Below are 15,870 nucleotides of genomic sequence, written 5' to 3' on the forward strand. Positions count from 1 at the left end.
TTTTTCATGGTGCGATCAATGCGGATATCAGTTCTGACGGATACCGCAGATGATCCAGGGCTGGTTGTCCCCGTCGGCACGTTCCAGCCGCCAGCTCTCATCGAAGTGTTCGCCCTCGTCGGTGGGGAACTCTCGGTCCACGCCGGTGAAGCCGACGGTGGCAATGGTCCGGCCTTCGCGCTGCTCGATGCCTTCAAGACGGGCTTCCAGCTGCTCGACGAAGCCATTGCTGCTGGGCGGATTGGCACTGCGTTCGGCCAGCATCTGCTGCAGCAGGGCCGGGTCCAGGTATTCGGCCATGCCCGCCACATCGTTGTCACGCCAGTGGCGCTGCAGGGTATAGAAATGCTCCTCTGCGCCTTTCAGGAAGCTGTCGGCATCGAACCAGGCGGGTGCGTCCATGGTGACCGGGGCTGCTGCCGGCTGGGCGGAGGCGCTCTGGCTCGGCCAGACCGGCTGCTGCTGCGGGGCTGGCACCGGACCACCCGCCGGGTGCGGCTGGCGCTGCATGACCGGGGCGCTGCGGCGGGAGAACAGCTTGAACAGCACGAAGGCCAGCAGGCCGAAGATCAGGATGTCGAACAGCTGCAGGCCCTGGAAACCATCACCGAACAGCATGGCAGCCAGCAGGCCGCCGGCGGCGATGCCGGCCAGCGGGCCCAGCCAGCGGCTGGCGCCGGAGGTGGCCGCGGGGTTCGTCTGCTGGTTGCGTGGTGTGGCCTGCTGCGGAGCCTGCTGGCGCTGGGCTGGCTGACTCTTGTGCATCGGGGCAGCGCCGAAGCTCTTGCCGCCACCCATACGACGGGCTTCGGCATCGGGGACGGTCAGGCCGACCATGAGGAATACGGCAAAGAAGGGTAGCAGCCAACGCATGGGCAGTTCTCCAGGGAAAATCAGGCCTGCGATAGTGCCAAAGGCGGGCGCTGCCCGCCAGCAATAAAGTGTTTCGTGTTTTTAGAGCATGCGGTCGAGCTTGAAGCGCTTGCGCAGCCGGGTGTCGAGTATCGACGTCGGCAGCCAGCGCTTGAGGCGGACCATGCTGCGTGCGCCGGAGCCGATCAGCGCGGTTTCCGGGCGCAGCGGTTTGCGGATGTAGTCCATCAGCTCCTCGGCGAACTCCCGGGCCGAGGTGGAGCGGGTGTTTTGCGACGCCTTGGCCCGGGCCTGGACGGCCTTTTCCCAGGGCTTGAACCAGGAGTCCTCGGCCATGGTGATGGCAGCACTGGCATTGTTGCCGAACTCCGAGGCGATGGCACCCGGCTGCACCGTGAGGACCTGGATGCCGAAGGGTGCCAGTTCCAGACGCAGGGCATCGGACAGGGCGTGCAACGCCGCCTTGGATGCACAGTACACTCCCGAGAAGGGCGTGGTGGTGACTCCCGAGACGCTGCCGATATTGACGATCAGCCCGCGCGCCTCGCGCAGCAGATCGGCATGGGCGCGAACCATTTCCAGCGGCGCGAAGACATTGGTGTCGAACTGCTTGAGCAGGGTCGCGCGGTCCGCATCCAGTACCGGGCCCATGGCACCGTACCCCGCGTTGTTGACCAGCAGGTCCAGCCGGCCCGCCTCGCTGCGCAGACGTTCGGCACAGGCGGCAACCTGTTCGGCGTTGTTCACGTCCAGGGTGACAGCCAGCGCGCCTCGGCTGGTCAGCGGAGCCAGGCTGTCGGGATTGCGCGCCGTGGCATAGACGGTATAGCCCTCATCCAGACAGACCTGGGCCAGCGCCTGGCCGATACCGCTGGAACAGCCGGTGATGAGTGCAACGGGTTTGTTCATGGGTACTTGTCCTTGTTCTCTTTGTTGTTGGATCTCAGCGCTGGAGCTGGGCCCGGACCTGGTCTGCCCGGTATTCCAGATCTCCTGCGCGGTAGCCACTGCGCAGGGCAGGCGCCGGGTAGCAGCGCTGCCACCGCCCGTCGGCTGGCAGTATGTCGTCGAGCAGATAGGTTCTGCGACTGGCTTCGCCGGTCAGCAGATCGAAGCTGTACCCGGGCTGGCTTGCGCGCAGCTGCCAGCTCATTCCGGTCACGGTGCGGGTGCTGCGATTGTGTACCTCGACCCGCAGCGGCCTGCCGAATTCGCAGTGCTCCGGGTCGTGCCGGATGCTGATCTCGATCTGGCTGACCTGACGCTCATGTCGCCACTGGGCGACAGCCGCTACCGCCGCGATGAGCAGGGCGATGACCCCGATGATCGCGGTCGCCGGCAGCATGGGACGCGGATAACGCACCAGCAGTACCAGCCAGACCAGCAGCAAGACGATACCCAGTGGCATGATCACTCCCGCAGACAGCTTCTGTGACAGTCCGACTCTACCAGACTGACCGGCTCAGGAAAGTGCAGTGGCAGACCAGTCGAACAATTCACAGGTGTTATGCAGGCACTGTCTGGCCAGCTGCTCCGGAGTTTCCCCACGCAGCGCCGCCAGCTCGCTGCATATGCGCGGCAGGTTCTGCGGAGTGTTGCGCTGGTGGGGGGTGAAGGCAGGGGGCATGTCCGGACTGTCGGTTTCCAGCACCAGGCTGGTGCCCGGCAGCTGGGCAATCACCCGGTGCATGCGGCGGGCCTGGGGCCAGGTGGCGGCGCCGCCCAGGCCCAGCCTGAAACCCAGGCGAATGTATTCCCGCGCCTCCTCCAGGCTGCCGGAGAACGCATGGATGATGCCGCCCCGGGCCAGTCGGTAGCGTTTGAGGGTGGCTATGGTCGGGGCGTGGGCCCGGCGTACATGCAGCAGCACCGGCAGCGCGAAGTCCGCCGCCAGTGCCAGCTGGGCCTCGAACAACTGCTGCTGGGCCTCGCGATCGGCGTCCTGGATGAAGTAGTCCAGGCCGAACTCCCCCACGGCGCAGCATCTTGGGTGATCCAGATGCCGGGTCAGCCTTTCGCGCAGTTGCTCCAGGTGCTCCGGTCGGTGCTGCTCGAGGAACACCGGATGCAGTCCGAAGGCGGCGTACAGGCGTTCGTCCCCACTCGCCAGATCCCAGATCCTGTCCCAGTTATCGACGGTCACCCCCATCAGCAGCAGGCGGCGTACCCCCAGTCGCTCGCAGTCGGCGAGTACGGCCTCGCGGTCGTGATCGAAGTCCGGAAAATCGAGGTGGGTATGGGTATCGATGTAGATGCTCATGGTCATAGCATGGGCATGGTCGGCGTGGCAGGCAAGCGGGGTATGAACGGACCCTGCACCCGCCTGCTAGGCTCCGGCGGCCTGCAGCAATATCTCCCAGTGCTCTGCTGTGACCGGCATCACCGACAGGCGGCTGCCGCGCTGGATCAGGGCCAGCCCCTCCAGTCCGGGCAGCGACTTGATGCGAGTCAAGGGCAGCACTTGTCCGAAACGCTGATGATGCACCATGTCCACCGCCAGCCAGCGTGGATTGTCCGAGGTGCTGCGGCTGTCATGGTAGGGTGAGTCCGGATCGAACTGGCTGGGGTCAGGGTAGGCGGCGGTGCTGATCCTGGCGATGCCGGCGATGCCGATCTCGCGGCAGCTTGAGTGGTAGATGAACACCAGGTCGCCGACGCTCATCTGCCGGAGAAAATTGCGTGCCTGAAAGTTGCGTACGCCATCCCAGCGGATCGGCGTCTGCGGGGCGCGGGCGAAGTCATCGATGCTGCATTCATCGGGTTCGGTCTTGGCCAGCCAGAATGCCATGGGGGCCTGCCTCGGGGTCGGATAGGGAAAGCCGCCCAGTTTGCAGCGGCCTGACCGGCGCGTAAAGCCTGTGTGTCTTTATGTAACCGGTCGTGGAGTTTGTCGCAGTTTAACGTAATATTTCGCATTTTCGAAACTGTATGGCCTTGGGCAGCTAGTCTGCCGGTTGCGGTCGGGCCGCTTGATGGAGCGTGAATATGTACAGGAAGTTGGGCGCTATATTCTTGGCCGTGCTGGCCAGTCAGGCGCAGGCTAAGGTGGACAGCAGCCAGGCGGCCCGTCTGGAGCAGGATCTCACACCCCTGGGCGCGGAGCGCGCAGGCAACGCCGAGGGCAGCATTCCCTCCTGGGAGGGAGGTGTGCGCCCCCCAGCCGGTTATCAACCGGGCATGCATCATCCCGATCCCTTTTCCGGCGACCAGCCGCTGTTTCGCATAGACGCGCAGGACGTCGAGGGATTCCGCGCGAAGCTGCCGGCGGGTCTGGTCGATCTGCTCGAGCGCCATGCGGACTATTACCTGCAGGTCTATCCCACCCGCCGCAGCGCCGCATCGCCGGAGCGCATCTACGCGGCAACCCGGCACAACGCCGAGCACGCCGAGCTGATCGAGAACGGCAACGGCGTATCCGGTGCGGTTGCCGGGATTCCCTTCCCCATTCCGCAGAGCGGCATGGAGGCGGTCTGGAACCACCTGCTGCGCTATCGGGGCGAGCAGACGCGCATCATCAACAACCAGGCGGTGGTGATCAACGGACGTGCCAACCTGATCAAGCGTGACCGCTACCTGCTCTATGTGTACAACCGCACCGGCATGACCCCGGACGAGCTGGGCAACACCCTGCTGTACTACCGCTATCAGGTGACCGCCCCGGCCAAGCTGTCGGGCACGGCGCTGGTAGTCCAGGACCCGCTGGATCAGGTGCTGACCACCCGCCGCGCCTGGCGGTACAGCCCCAGCGACCGCCGGGTGCGGCGCCTGCCTTCGCTGGCCTATGACTCGGTGCAGCCGGACACCAGTGGCCTGGCCACGGCGGACGTGGTGGATGCCTACAATGGCGCGCCGGACCGCTACGAATGGGTGCTGCTGGGCAAGCGCGAAATGCTGGTGCCCTACAACAGCTACAAGGTGCATCAGCAGGGCCTGGCCTACGATGAGATAGTGCTGCCCGGGACGCTGAACCCGGCGCTGCTGCGCTATGAACTGCACCGGGTGTGGGAAGTGGAGGCCAGGCTGCGCACCGGCTACTCGCATCCCTATGCCACCCGGCGTTTCTATCTGGACGAGGACAGCTGGTCGATCCTGGCGGCGGATCTGTACGACGCCCGCGGCGAGCTGGTGGGGCTGCAGGAAAGCCACCCGATCAGCTACTACGAGGTGCCCATGTTCAACAGCACCCTGCAGACGCTCTATCACCTGAAGACCGGGAACTACTTTGTCGACGGCCTGGACAACAACGAGCCCATGTACGACTTCGACTACCCCATGTCGCCCCAGGACTTCACTCCCCAGGCCCTGCGCCGGGCGGGCAACTGATCAGCGCCGCCTGAGGTGGCGCCAGCGCTGGCTGATCTGGTCCAGCCAGACCTGCTCCAGGCGGTTCTGCTCCGGCGCCAGGCCCATGGCCGTCATGCGCTCGAGGTGACGATCAACCCCCTTGACCAGATCGCTGATGGCGGTCTGGTTGCCCTCCAGGGTGTGCATCTGGATCAGCCCCAGATGGTAGAAGCGCAGCACCTTCATCGCCGTCGGGTCCTCCTCGGCCACAGCGGCTTCCACCTGATGCAGCATGTTGGTGATCTTCATCAGCTGGCGCTTGAGGCGCAAGCCATAGACGGCGGCAGCCATCCAGGGCTGTTCCCAGAGGACCCTGCGTACCAGGGCGATGGTCAGCAGCAGTCCGGCGATCACCCCGGCCAGATTCCAGCGGAAATTGTTGTCGCCGCCCGGCTCGCCGAACAGGAAGATGGACAGGTTGGCCATCAGAAAGCAGGACGCGGCCAGAATGACACAGACCACCAGGGTGCTGCGCCGGGTCTGGCTGCGGTAGAACTCGGCCGCCATGGGCTGGAGCTCGAACATCGGCAGTACCTCAGAGCTTGCTTTTCAGGGGGACGTCGTCGATCACTATCTGCTCCGCCGGCCGGCAGCAGCAGGGCAGTATCTCGTCACGCCTGACGAAGGCCAGCGGCGCCGTGGAATAGACCACGCTGCCGACCTTGAGTTTGATCCGGCAGGCGCCGCAGTAACCACTGCGGCACTGGTACTCCACATGGTGACCGGTACGCTCCAGGCCTTCGAGCAGGGTTTCCTCCTCGCCCAGCTCGAAGAAGGTGTCGCGGGTGAAGACCTGCACGACCTAGAGCTCGAAATCGCCCAGATCCTCGACCGACACCTCCGCATCGATCTGACCGACCAGGTAGGAGCTGACCTCCACTTCCTGGGGCGCGACCTGCACGTTGTCCGAGACCAGCCAGGCATTGATCCAGGGGATCGGGTTCTGCGAGGCGCCGGGGAAGATCGGCTCCAGCCCCACCGCGCTCATGCGCAGGTTGGTGATGTACTCCACGTACTGGCTGAGGATGTTGTAGTTCAGGCCGATCATGGAACCGTCCTTGAACAGGTACTCGGCCCAGCGCTTCTCCTGCTCGGCGGCGTGGCGGAACAGCTCCACGCTCTGTGCACGGCAGGCCTGGGCCACCTCGGCCATCTGCGGATCGTCCTCGCCCTCCTGCATGATATTGAGGATGTGCTGGGTGCCGGTCAGGTGCAGCGCCTCGTCCCGGGCGATCAGGCGGATGATCTTGGCGTTGCCCTCCATCAGCCGGCGCTCGGCAAAGGCGAAGGAGCAGGCGAAGCTGACATAGAAGCGGATCGCCTCCAGCACGTTGACCGACATCATGCACAGGTACAGCTTCTTCTTCAGTTCGAACAGACTGACGTTGACGGTCTGGCCGTTGAGCTGGTGGCTGCCATCGCCGAACTGGTTGTACAGGTTGCCGTACTGGATCAGGTCGTCGTAGTAGTTGGAGATGTCGCCGGCACGCTCGATGATGTGCTGGTTGCGCACTATGTCATCGAATACCACCGCAGGGTCGTTGACGATGTTGCGGATGATATGGGTGTAGGAGCGGCTGTGGATGGTCTCGGAGAACGACCAGGTCTCGATCCAGGTTTCCAGCTCGGGAATCGACACCAGCGGCAGGAAGGCCACGTTCGGGCTGCGGCCCTGAATGGAATCGAGCAGGGTCTGATACTTCAGGTTGCTGAGGAAGATGTGCTTCTCGTGGTCCGGCAGGTTGCGGAAGTCGATGCGGTCCTGGGACACATCCACCTCCTCCGGGCGCCAGAAGAACGACAGCTGCTTCTCGATCAGTTTCTCGAAGATCGGGTATTTCTGCTGGTCGTAACGGGCCACGTTGACCGGCTGGCCGAAGAACATCGGCTCGCGCATCTGGTCATTGTCGGTCTGGGAAAAGGTGCTGTATTTCATTTTCATGCTGGCCACTCGGGGAACCTGAAGTCGTTAATTAGCTTTGAGGGGGCCCGCAGTACGGGCCATCGCGGCGAGGGCGCCGCTCCTACACCAAACCGGGGCGCCACGGGCCGCCAGCGCAAACGCATCGGTGGCATGGAGCGGCAGGAACGTCGACCCGGCGCGATGCTGGCCGCACGGCCGGCCGGTTGTCAGATCTTGCACGCCCCACCCGCACAATCATCCGCCAGGTCCGCCTGGGCATCATCGGCCCCGTCCCGGGTGTTCTGATAGTACAGGGTCTTGAGGCCGAACTTGTAGGCGGTCAGCAGATCCTTGAGCAGCTGCTTCATCGGCACCCGGCCGCCCTCGAAACGCTGGGGATCGTAGTTGGTGTTGGCCGAGATCGCCTGGTCGACGAATTTCTGCATGATGCCTACCAGCTGCAGGTAGCCGTCATTGCTCGGCATCTGCCACAGCAGCTCGTAGGCGCCCTTGAGCTCCTGGTAGTCCGGCACCACCTGCTTGAGGATGCCGTCCTTGGACTGCTTGACGGTGACCAGACCGCGGGACGGTTCGATGCCGTTGGTGGCGTTGGAAATCTGGCTGGAGGTTTCCGAGGGCATCAGTGAAGACAGGGTCGAGTTGCGCAGGCCGTGGGCGACGATGTCGGCGCGCAGGGATTCCCAGTCCAGATGCAGCGGCTCGGAGCAGATCGCATCCAGGTCCTTCTTGTAGGTGTCGATCGGCAGCACGCCTTCGGCATACACGGTCTCGTTGAAGCCGGGGCAGGCGCCCCGTTCACGGGCCAGCTTGTTGGAGGCCTTGAGCAGGTAGTACTGGATGGCCTCGAAGGTACGATGGGTCAGGTTGTTGGCCGAGCCGTCGGAATACTTCACGCCGTTCTTTGCCAGATAGTTGGCGAAGTTGATCACGCCGATGCCCAGGGTGCGGCGTTTCATGGAGGCGCGGCGCGCGGCCTCGATCGGGTAGTCCTGGTAGTCCAGCAGCGAGTCCAGCGCGCGTACCGCCAGCTCGGCCAGCTCCTCCAACTCGTCGAGGCTGTTGATCGCGCCCAGGTTCAGCGCCGACAGGGTGCACAGGGCGATTTCGCCATTGGCGTCGTCCATGCTTTCCAGCGGGCTGGTGGGCAGGGCGATTTCCAGGCACAGGTTGGACTGGCGCACCGGCGCCACCTTCGGGTCGAAGGGGCTGTGGGTGTTGCAGTGGTCGACGTTCTGGATATAGATGCGGCCGGTGCTGGAGCGCTCCTGCATCATCAGGCTGAACAGCTCGACCGCCGGCAGGCTGCGCTTGCGGATATTCGGATCCTGCTCGTACTTCTCATACAGCCGCTCGAATTCGTCCTGGTCGGCGAAAAACGCCTCGTACAGGCCGGACACCTCATGGGGCGAGAACAGGGTGATGTTGCCGCCCTTGATCAGGCGCTGGTACAGGGTGCGGTTGATCTGCACGCCGTAGTCCATGTGGCGGACGCGGTTTTCCTCGACGCCGCGGTTGTTCTTCAGTACCAGCAGCGACTCCACCTCCAGGTGCCACAGCGGGTAGAACAGGGTCGCCGCGCCGCCCCGCACGCCGCCCTGGGAGCAGGACTTGACCGCCGCCTGGAACAGCTTGAAGAAGGGAATGCAGCCGGTGTGCTGGGCCTCGCCGCCACGGATGGGGCTGCCGACGGCGCGGATGCGCCCGGCGTTGATGCCGATGCCGGCCCGCAGGGACACGTACTTGACGATGGCCGAGGTGGTGGCGTTGATCGAATCCAGGCTGTCGCCGCACTCGATCAGCACGCAGGAGCTGAACTGCCGCGAGGGCGAGCGCACGCCGGACATGATCGGCGTCGGCAGCGAGATCTTGAAGGTCGAGATGGCATCGTAGAAGCGCTTGATGTAATCCAGCCGGGTGTCGCGCGGGTAGTCGGCGAACAGGCACATGCCGATCAGCATGTAGAGCATCTGTGGGCTTTCATAGACCCTGCGGCTGACCCGGTCCTGGATCAGGTACTTGCCTTCCAGCTGCTTGACCGCGGCGTAGGAAAAGTTCAGGTCGCGGTTGTGGTCGATGTGCTGGTTCAACTGGTCGAACTCGTCACGGCTGTAGTCGCGCAGGATGTGCTGGTCGTAGCGCTTCATTTCGGTCAGCGTGGTCACGTGATCGAACAGGTGTGGCGGTTCGAACTGCCCATAGGCTATCTTGCGCAGATGGAAGATCGCCAGCCGCGCGGCCATGTACTGGTAGTCCGGCGTCTCGGTGGAGATCAGGTCGGCGGCGGCCTTGATGATGGTCTCGTGGATATCCTGGGTGCGCATGCCGTCATACAGCTGGATCTGGGATTTCAGCTCGACCTGGGAGACAGAGACGTTATTCAGGCCCTCGGCGGCCCACTCCAGAACGCGATGGATCTTGTCCAGGTTGATGGGCTCCTGGCGGCCGTCGCGTTTGGTTACCTTGAGGGACTGGAAATCGGTCATGGTGGGCATCCTGGGGCAATTGAGGCTTGAATAAGTGGTGATTTCGTTGTATGGCGAAATCACTATATGTAGTGATCGGCGTTCGAATGAACGCAATATAGAGTGTGGGCGGCGTGGGGTCAAATGAAGAATCAGCTTGAATTTTTTGAAATCCCCAGTCCCTGCATCGGCGTGTGCGAGGTCAATAACAAGGGCTTCTGCAAGGGCTGCTTCCGCTCCCGGGAGGAGCGGCTGTACTGGCTGCAGTTCTCGGTTGATCAGAAGCGCGAAGTGATCCGCCTGTGCCAGAGCAGACGGGCCCGGGTGATGCGCGCCAGGCAGGAGGCCCTGGCCAGACAGCAGGCACAGGAGCCGTCTGCGGATCAGGGCGAGCTGTTCTGAAGCGGGCGGGGCGCAGGTGCCCCGCCGCTGCAGTGGCGGTCAGTGGTGCTCGCGGGTGGCGTTGAACCTGATGTCCGGCCAGCGCTCCTCGGTGAGGCTGAGGTTGACCCGGGTCGGTGCCAGATAGGTCAGGTGGCCGCCGCCATCGATTGCCACGTTCTCGACGTTCTTGTTGCGGAACTCCTCCAGCTTCTTCCTGTCGGAGCTTTCCACCCAGCGGGCGGACCAGACGTTGATCGGCTCGTACAGGCACTCGACCTTGTATTCCTCCTTGAGCCGGCTGGCGACCACATCGAACTGCAGTACACCGACCGCGCCGAGGATGATGTCGTTGTTGCGCTCGGGGAAGAATACCTGGGTGGCCCCTTCCTCGGCCAGCTCCTGCAGGCCCTGGCGCAGCTGCTTGGACTTGAGCGGGTCCTTCAGGCGTACCCGGCGGAACAGCTCCGGCGCAAAGTGCGGAATACCGGTGAAGCTGACGTTCTCGCCGGCGGTGAAGGTATCACCGATCTGGATGGTGCCGTGGTTGTGCAGACCAATGATGTCGCCGCCGTAGGCCTCCTCCAGCCGCTCCCGGTCGCTGGAGAAGAAGGTCAGGGCATCGGCGACCCGGATGTCCTTGCCGATACGCACATGGCGCATCTTCATGCCCTGTTCGTACTTGCCCGAGCACACCCGCATGAAGGCGATACGGTCGCGGTGGCGCGGGTCCATGTTCGCCTGAATCTTGAACACGAAACCGCTGAAGGCCTCCTCGGTGGGCGCTACCTCGCGCTCCTGGGTCGAACGCGGCAGCGGTGCCGGGGCCCAGTCAACGAAGGCGTCCAGCACATGGCTGACCCCGAAGTTACCCAGCGCGGTACCGAAGAACACCGGGGTCAGCCTGCCGGCCAGGTACTCCTGCAGATCGAACTCGTGGCAGGCGCCCTGCACCAGCTCCAGTTCCTCCACAAAACCGTCGTACATGTCGCCGAGCAGGGCGCGGGCCTCGTCACTGTCCAGCCCCTGGATGATCCTCTCTTCGGTGCGCTCGTGACCATGCCCTGGGGTGTAGACATGGATGCAGTCGTTGGCCAGGTGATAGACACCCTTGAACTCCCGGTAGCAGCCGATCGGCCAGGTGATGGGGGCGGCCTTGATGTCCAGCACCTCCTCGATCTCGTCGAGCAGCTCGATGGGATCGCGGATATCCCGGTCCATCTTGTTGACGAAGCTGATGATGGGCGTGTCGCGCAGTCGGCAGACGTTCATCAGGGCGATGGTGCGTGGCTCCACGCCCTTGCCGCCGTCGATCATCATCAGCGCGCTGTCCACTGCGGTCAGGGTGCGGTAGGTGTCTTCGGAGAAGTCCTCGTGACCGGGGGTATCAAGCAGGTTGATCATGTGCTCGCGGTAGGGGAACTGCATCACCGAAGTGGTGATGGAGATGCCGCGCTGCTGCTCCATGGCCATCCAGTCGGAGGTGGCATGGCGGTCGGATTTGCGCGACTTGACGGTCCCGGCTACCTCGATGGCCTTGCCCATCAGCAGCAGGCGCTCGGTGATGGTGGTCTTACCGGCGTCGGGGTGGGAGATGATGGCGAAGGTGCGTCGACGGGCGACTTCTTTCTGGATCTGTTTACTGGACATAGGCGCTGTTTCGGTTCATGCCGGCACCACTGGCGGGTCAGCGCAAGGGCAGCCGGATGGCAATGAAATTGGATTGGCGCGTATTGTCGCTGATCCGGCGGGGCAAACAAAGCACAAATACCGCGCTACGGCTCACATCGACAGTTACCGGTCCAGGTGATCGACGGCACCAGGTTGATTGACTCAGGTGCGCAATCAGCTGTGGTCGGCGGCGTGCCAGCGGGTGCGTATGTCCATGTAATCGCGCAGCACCGAGACCTCCGCGGGGCGCAATCTCAGTCCGAGCTTGGTTCGGCGCCACAGCAGGTCCTCCGGTTCCAGCACCCACTCACGCTGAATCAGGTAGAGCACCTCGCGGGCGTAGAGGTCGGCACCGAAGTGGCGGCCCAGATCATCCAGGCTCCTGCAGCCCTCCAGCAGCTCATGGGTCAGGGTGCCATAGCTGTGACAGAAACGCTGCAGCAGGGTGTCCGGCAACCAGGGGTAGAGCTTGGAAAGGTCGGCTGTCAGGGTGGCGGTATCGACAAAATCGCCGCCGGGCAGGGCTGCCTCGGCGGTCCAGGGCCGAGCCGGGCGTTGCAGCGCGGCGCAGAGCTGGTCGGCAGCTTCTTCGGCGAGACGACGGTAGGTGGTGATTTTGCCACCGAGCACGGAGATCAGCGGGGCCTGCCCAGGCGGGTGCTCGAGATCGAGGGTGTAGTCCCGCGAGGCGGCCTGAGCCTTGCCATGGGCGTCATCGGCCAGCGCGCGCACCCCAGCATAGCTCCAGAGTACATCGGTTTCCCGCAGCGGCTGACGGAAATGGGCGTTGACCACACGCAGCAGGTAGCGCGTCTCCTGAGGCGATATGGCCGCTGCGGCCGGATCGCCCTGGTAGTCCACATCGGTGGTACCGATCAGACTGTAGTCGTTCTCGAAGGGAATGACGAAGACGATACGGTCATCCTCGTTCTGCAGGATATAGGCATACTCGCCGGGATACAGCCGGGGCACCACCACATGGCTGCCCTTGACCAGGCGCAGGGGGTGGTGCACCTGGCAGTGGATGGTCGACTGCTGCAGCTCCGCCACCCAGGGGCCCGCCGCATTGACCAGCGCCCGGCTCATGTGGGTGCTGCGCCGCCCGGTACGCCTGTCCTCCAGAGTCACCTGCCAGAGGTCGCCCCGGCGCTCGGCATCGATACAGGCGGTGCGGGTCAGGATGCGCGCACCGTGGCTGGCCGCTGCCCGCGCGGTGAGTACCACCAGGCGGGCATCGTCCACCCAGGCATCGGAGTACTCGAAGCCGCGGACGATATGCGGCTTGAGCGGGCTGTCCGGTCCCAGTCGCAGGCTCCGTGAGCCGGGCAGGGCCTTGCGCCGGGCCAGGTGGTCGTAGAGGAACAGGCCGCTGCGGATCATCCAGGCCGGACGCAGGTGGGGCTGGTGGGGGAGACGGAAGCGCAGGGGGCGGATGATATGCGGCGCATTGCGCAGCAGTATCTCGCGCTCGGCCAGCGCTTTGCCGACCAGCCGGAACTGAAAGAACTCCAGATAGCGCAGGCCGCCGTGAATGAGCTTGCTGCTGCGCGACGAGGTGGCACAGGCCAGATCATCCTGCTCGCACAGCAGCACCGTGAGACCACGCCCGGCGGCATCCATGGCGATGCCGCAGCCATTGATGCCGCCACCGATGATCAGCACATCGTGGATCGGCTCCGGCTGCTGGCCGGCTGCTGTCACGTCCCCCATGGGTAAACCTCCTCAGATGGCGGCGGGCGGGCCCACGTCAGATTATTGCATACTGGCGATGCCGGGCTATTGACCGCAGCGCCTCTTGGTTTTAAGGTGCGCACCGAACGTTGAGGCTGGCACGATCCATACGGCTCAAGTACTGACGACGAGACAGCAAGACCGGTTCCAGAAGGGGGCGGACTTATTGCTTTCGGCGCACGCCTTGGGAAGTAGGCGAACCAAAGTGGGGATACTGATCAGACGTTCGCACCCCCGGGTTGTGTGTTGGCTGAAAACGTTCAGAGTCGCTTACGGAAGGCGTATCCCGTCCTGGCAGTTGCCGGGCGAACGGGCACGTCTATCTGCCCTGCACCTGATCTTCATGTCCCCACGCGGCCCGACACCAGAACTTTTGCTTTGGAGCCGACGCCATGACCATCAAGCTTGACGAGTATTTCGACCGCGAGACCTTCAGCCGCATTCGCGCCTGTGCCGACCAGCACGAAACCCCCTTTCTGGTCGTTGACCTGAAAACCATCGACCGTGCCTACGACGACCTGGTTGCCGGCTTCCCCTATGCCAAGGTGTTTTACGCGGTCAAGGCCAACCCCGCCAACGAGGTCCTGAGCCTGCTGCGGGACAAGGGCTCCAACTTCGATATCGCCTCCATCTACGAGCTGGAGAAGGTGCTGGCGCTGGGCGTCAAGCCGGAACAGATCAGTTACGGCAACACCATCAAGAAGTCGAAGGACATCCGCGCTTTCTATGAGAAGGGTGTGCGCATGTACGCCACCGACTCCGAAGCCGACCTGCGCAATATCGCCAAGGCCGCGCCGGGCTCCAGGGTCTATGTACGCATCCTGACCGAAGGTTCGACCACCGCAGACTGGCCGCTGTCGCGCAAGTTCGGTTGCCAGAGCGACATGGCCATGGACCTGCTGGTGCTGGCCCGTCAGCTGGGTCTGGAGCCCTATGGCGTGTCCTTCCACGTCGGTTCTCAGCAGCGTGACATCGGCGCCTGGGACGCGGCCATCGCCAAGGTCAAGGTGATCTTCGAGCGCCTGAAGGAAGAGGACGGCATCACCCTGAAGATGATCAACATGGGTGGTGGCTTCCCGGCCAACTATCTGACCAAGACCAACACCCTGCAGACCTATGCCGAGGAGATTACCCGGTTCCTGCAGGAGGACTTCGGTGACGAGCTGCCCGAGATCATTCTCGAGCCCGGCCGTTCCCTGATCGCCAACGCCGGCGTGCTGGTCAGTGAAGTGGTGCTGGTCTCGCGCAAGTCGCACACCGCGCTGGAGCGCTGGGTGTTCACCGACGTGGGCAAGTTCTCCGGCCTGGTGGAAACCATGGACGAGGCGATCAAGTTCCCGATCTGGACCGACAAACGCGGTGAGCTGGAAGAAGCGGTGATTGCCGGCCCGACCTGCGACAGTGCCGACATCATGTACGAGGATTACAAGTACGGCCTGCCGCTGAACCTGGCCATCGGTGACCGCCTGTACTGGCTGTCCACCGGTGCCTACACCACCAGCTACAGCTCCATCGAGTTCAACGGCTTTCCGCCGCTGGAAGCCTTTTACGTCTGATCACGGAGGTCTGGGGGTGTAGCGCCCCTGCGCTACGCCTGCAGCCGGGCAGTGGCTGAGGTCGTCGTCGAGCAGGCGCTCGACAACCCTTTCTGGGAGGGACGAGCACCAGCTCGTCCATGCGGCCGGGCGATGGCGCGCTCATCGAGCTGGTGCTCGACGTTCCCAGGGCGACACCCCACCCGGCATCGTAATGGAAGTCCAGTAAATGAATTACCCGCTGTTACTGCTATACATCGCCACGATCTCTCTGTTGATCGCCACGCCGGGCCCGGTAGTGGCATTGGTGATCAGCGATGCTTCCCGTTTCGGTTTCCGTCATGCCTTTCGCACGGTGCTGGGCACCAACCTGGCATCGCTGCTGCTGATAGGTAGCGCGGCGCTGGTCATCACTGGGTTGCTCTCGGTCAATGACCTCTGGCTGGGTTGGATCAGCCTGCTGGGTTGTGTCTTCATCGGCTGGATCGCCTTGCGTGCACTACTCGGTGAGCTTCGTTCCAGTGTTGAAGCGGCGGGGGAGGCCGGTCCGGTGGCGAGGCGACAGTATCCAGCGCTGAATGGCTTCATGGTTGGCATCTCCAACCCCAAGGACATTGTGTTCTTCATTGCCTTCTTTCCCCAGTTCATCGGCATAACCCAGGCACCGGGTGTAAGTCTGGCGGTGCTGACGGGGGTGTGGGTTCTGTTCGACCTGCTGATTCTCGTGGCTTACATAACTGCGATGAAGAGTGGTTTCTTCCAGCGCCGCCGGCGGCTGATTTCGCTGCTGTCGGCCAGCTTTCTGTTGCTGATTGCGCTGGTGGGGTTTGTCTACTCGCTGAAGGAAGTCAACATGCTCGGGGTGTAGCGCCCCCGCGCTACGCCTGCCATCAGGCCGTGGCTGAGGCCGTCGTCGAGCAGGCGCTCGACAACCCGGAAAGGGAGTGCT

Annotated in this window: 15 protein-coding genes; 4 read left to right on the forward strand and 11 right to left on the reverse strand. The window is 63.5% G+C overall.

From position 1 onward, the window contains the following. Positions 1-27 precede the first annotated feature (27 nt). The 5 genes from VF673_RS13560 to VF673_RS13580 form a co-directional block, all read right to left on the reverse strand. A complete protein-coding gene (locus VF673_RS13560; RefSeq protein WP_440292342.1) occupies positions 28-873 on the reverse strand; it encodes a Tim44 domain-containing protein in 846 nt (281 codons plus the stop codon). 81 nt (positions 874-954) lie between these two features. After that, positions 955-1,782: an SDR family oxidoreductase gene (locus VF673_RS13565; RefSeq protein WP_440292343.1), complete on the reverse strand. Its 828-nt coding sequence runs from the start codon at positions 1,780-1,782 to the stop codon at positions 955-957. Between the two features lie 34 nt (positions 1,783-1,816). Further along, positions 1,817-2,281, reverse strand: coding sequence for a hypothetical protein (locus VF673_RS13570; protein ID WP_440292344.1), 465 nt, complete (start codon positions 2,279-2,281; stop codon positions 1,817-1,819). A 54-nt stretch (positions 2,282-2,335) separates the two neighbouring features. Beyond that, entirely contained in the window at positions 2,336-3,133 is a 798-nt protein-coding gene (locus VF673_RS13575; RefSeq protein WP_440292345.1) for a TatD family hydrolase, read from the reverse strand. Positions 3,134-3,199: 66 nt separating this feature from the next. Continuing rightward, on the reverse strand, positions 3,200-3,661 hold the full coding sequence (locus VF673_RS13580; RefSeq protein ID WP_440292346.1) for an EVE domain-containing protein: 462 nt from the start codon (positions 3,659-3,661) through the stop codon (positions 3,200-3,202). A 197-nt stretch (positions 3,662-3,858) separates the two neighbouring features. On the opposite strand from VF673_RS13580, the gene VF673_RS13585 reads away from it, so the two are divergent. Next, complete coding sequence (locus VF673_RS13585) at positions 3,859-5,196, forward strand: DUF1329 domain-containing protein (RefSeq protein WP_440292347.1); 1,338 nt, start codon at positions 3,859-3,861, stop codon at positions 5,194-5,196. On the opposite strand, the gene VF673_RS13590 is transcribed toward VF673_RS13585, so the two are convergent. From VF673_RS13590 to nrdA, 4 genes are all read right to left on the reverse strand, one after another. Next, positions 5,197-5,748, reverse strand: coding sequence for a DUF3087 family protein (locus tag VF673_RS13590; RefSeq protein WP_440292356.1), 552 nt, complete (start codon positions 5,746-5,748; stop codon positions 5,197-5,199). Between the two features lie 4 nt (positions 5,749-5,752). Next, positions 5,753-6,016 (reverse strand): class I ribonucleotide reductase maintenance protein YfaE, encoded by a 264-nt coding sequence (gene yfaE / locus VF673_RS13595; RefSeq protein ID WP_440292348.1) that lies wholly within the window; start codon positions 6,014-6,016, stop codon positions 5,753-5,755. 3 nt (positions 6,017-6,019) lie between these two features. Next, the gene (gene nrdB, locus VF673_RS13600) at positions 6,020-7,159 is read right to left on the reverse strand and encodes a class Ia ribonucleoside-diphosphate reductase subunit beta (protein WP_235818618.1); all 1,140 of its coding nucleotides are present in this window, start codon (positions 7,157-7,159) and stop codon (positions 6,020-6,022) included. 188 nt (positions 7,160-7,347) lie between these two features. Further along, the gene (gene nrdA / locus VF673_RS13605) at positions 7,348-9,624 is read right to left on the reverse strand and encodes a class 1a ribonucleoside-diphosphate reductase subunit alpha (protein WP_440292349.1); all 2,277 of its coding nucleotides are present in this window, start codon (positions 9,622-9,624) and stop codon (positions 7,348-7,350) included. Between the two features lie 123 nt (positions 9,625-9,747). On the opposite strand from nrdA, the gene VF673_RS13610 reads away from it, so the two are divergent. Further along, entirely contained in the window at positions 9,748-10,005 is a 258-nt protein-coding gene (locus VF673_RS13610; RefSeq protein WP_440292350.1) for a DUF1289 domain-containing protein, read from the forward strand. Between the two features lie 39 nt (positions 10,006-10,044). On the opposite strand, the gene VF673_RS13615 is transcribed toward VF673_RS13610, so the two are convergent. Beyond that, entirely contained in the window at positions 10,045-11,634 is a 1,590-nt protein-coding gene (locus VF673_RS13615) for a peptide chain release factor 3 (protein ID WP_440292351.1), read from the reverse strand. Between the two features lie 195 nt (positions 11,635-11,829). After that, positions 11,830-13,365: a glycerol-3-phosphate dehydrogenase gene (glpD, locus tag VF673_RS13620; RefSeq protein ID WP_440292352.1), complete on the reverse strand. Its 1,536-nt coding sequence runs from the start codon at positions 13,363-13,365 to the stop codon at positions 11,830-11,832. A gap of 413 nt (positions 13,366-13,778) precedes the next feature. Here glpD and VF673_RS13625 point away from each other — a divergent pair, with 413 nt between their 5' ends. Both VF673_RS13625 and VF673_RS13630 read left to right on the forward strand, forming a co-directional pair. Continuing rightward, complete coding sequence (locus tag VF673_RS13625) at positions 13,779-14,942, forward strand: type III PLP-dependent enzyme (RefSeq protein WP_440292353.1); 1,164 nt, start codon at positions 13,779-13,781, stop codon at positions 14,940-14,942. A gap of 208 nt (positions 14,943-15,150) precedes the next feature. Next, on the forward strand, positions 15,151-15,789 hold the full coding sequence (locus VF673_RS13630) for a LysE family translocator (protein ID WP_440292354.1): 639 nt from the start codon (positions 15,151-15,153) through the stop codon (positions 15,787-15,789). Positions 15,790-15,870: the final 81 nt, after the last annotated feature.

Origin of the sequence: Halopseudomonas sp. Lyrl_26, assembly GCF_051948695.1 — a bacterium.
Lineage (GTDB): Bacteria > Pseudomonadota > Gammaproteobacteria > Pseudomonadales > Pseudomonadaceae > Halopseudomonas > Halopseudomonas formosensis.

Coding starts and splice junctions, on each gene's coding strand:
- VF673_RS13560 (WP_440292342.1), bottom strand. CDS start 873: ATGCGTTGGCTGCTACCCTTCTTTGCCGTATTCCTCATGGTCGGCCTG.
- VF673_RS13565 (WP_440292343.1), bottom strand. CDS start 1,782: ATGAACAAACCCGTTGCACTCATCACCGGCTGTTCCAGCGGTATCGGC.
- VF673_RS13570 (WP_440292344.1), bottom strand. CDS start 2,281: ATGCCACTGGGTATCGTCTTGCTGCTGGTCTGGCTGGTACTGCTGGTG.
- VF673_RS13575 (WP_440292345.1), bottom strand. CDS start 3,133: ATGAGCATCTACATCGATACCCATACCCACCTCGATTTTCCGGACTTC.
- VF673_RS13580 (WP_440292346.1), bottom strand. CDS start 3,661: ATGGCATTCTGGCTGGCCAAGACCGAACCCGATGAATGCAGCATCGAT.
- VF673_RS13585 (WP_440292347.1), top strand. CDS start 3,859: ATGTACAGGAAGTTGGGCGCTATATTCTTGGCCGTGCTGGCCAGTCAG.
- nrdB (WP_235818618.1), bottom strand. CDS start 7,159: ATGAAAATGAAATACAGCACCTTTTCCCAGACCGACAATGACCAGATG.
- nrdA (WP_440292349.1), bottom strand. CDS start 9,624: ATGACCGATTTCCAGTCCCTCAAGGTAACCAAACGCGACGGCCGCCAG.
- VF673_RS13610 (WP_440292350.1), top strand. CDS start 9,748: ATGAAGAATCAGCTTGAATTTTTTGAAATCCCCAGTCCCTGCATCGGC.
- VF673_RS13615 (WP_440292351.1), bottom strand. CDS start 11,634: ATGTCCAGTAAACAGATCCAGAAAGAAGTCGCCCGTCGACGCACCTTC.
- glpD (WP_440292352.1), bottom strand. CDS start 13,365: ATGGGGGACGTGACAGCAGCCGGCCAGCAGCCGGAGCCGATCCACGAT.
- VF673_RS13625 (WP_440292353.1), top strand. CDS start 13,779: ATGACCATCAAGCTTGACGAGTATTTCGACCGCGAGACCTTCAGCCGC.
- VF673_RS13630 (WP_440292354.1), top strand. CDS start 15,151: ATGAATTACCCGCTGTTACTGCTATACATCGCCACGATCTCTCTGTTG.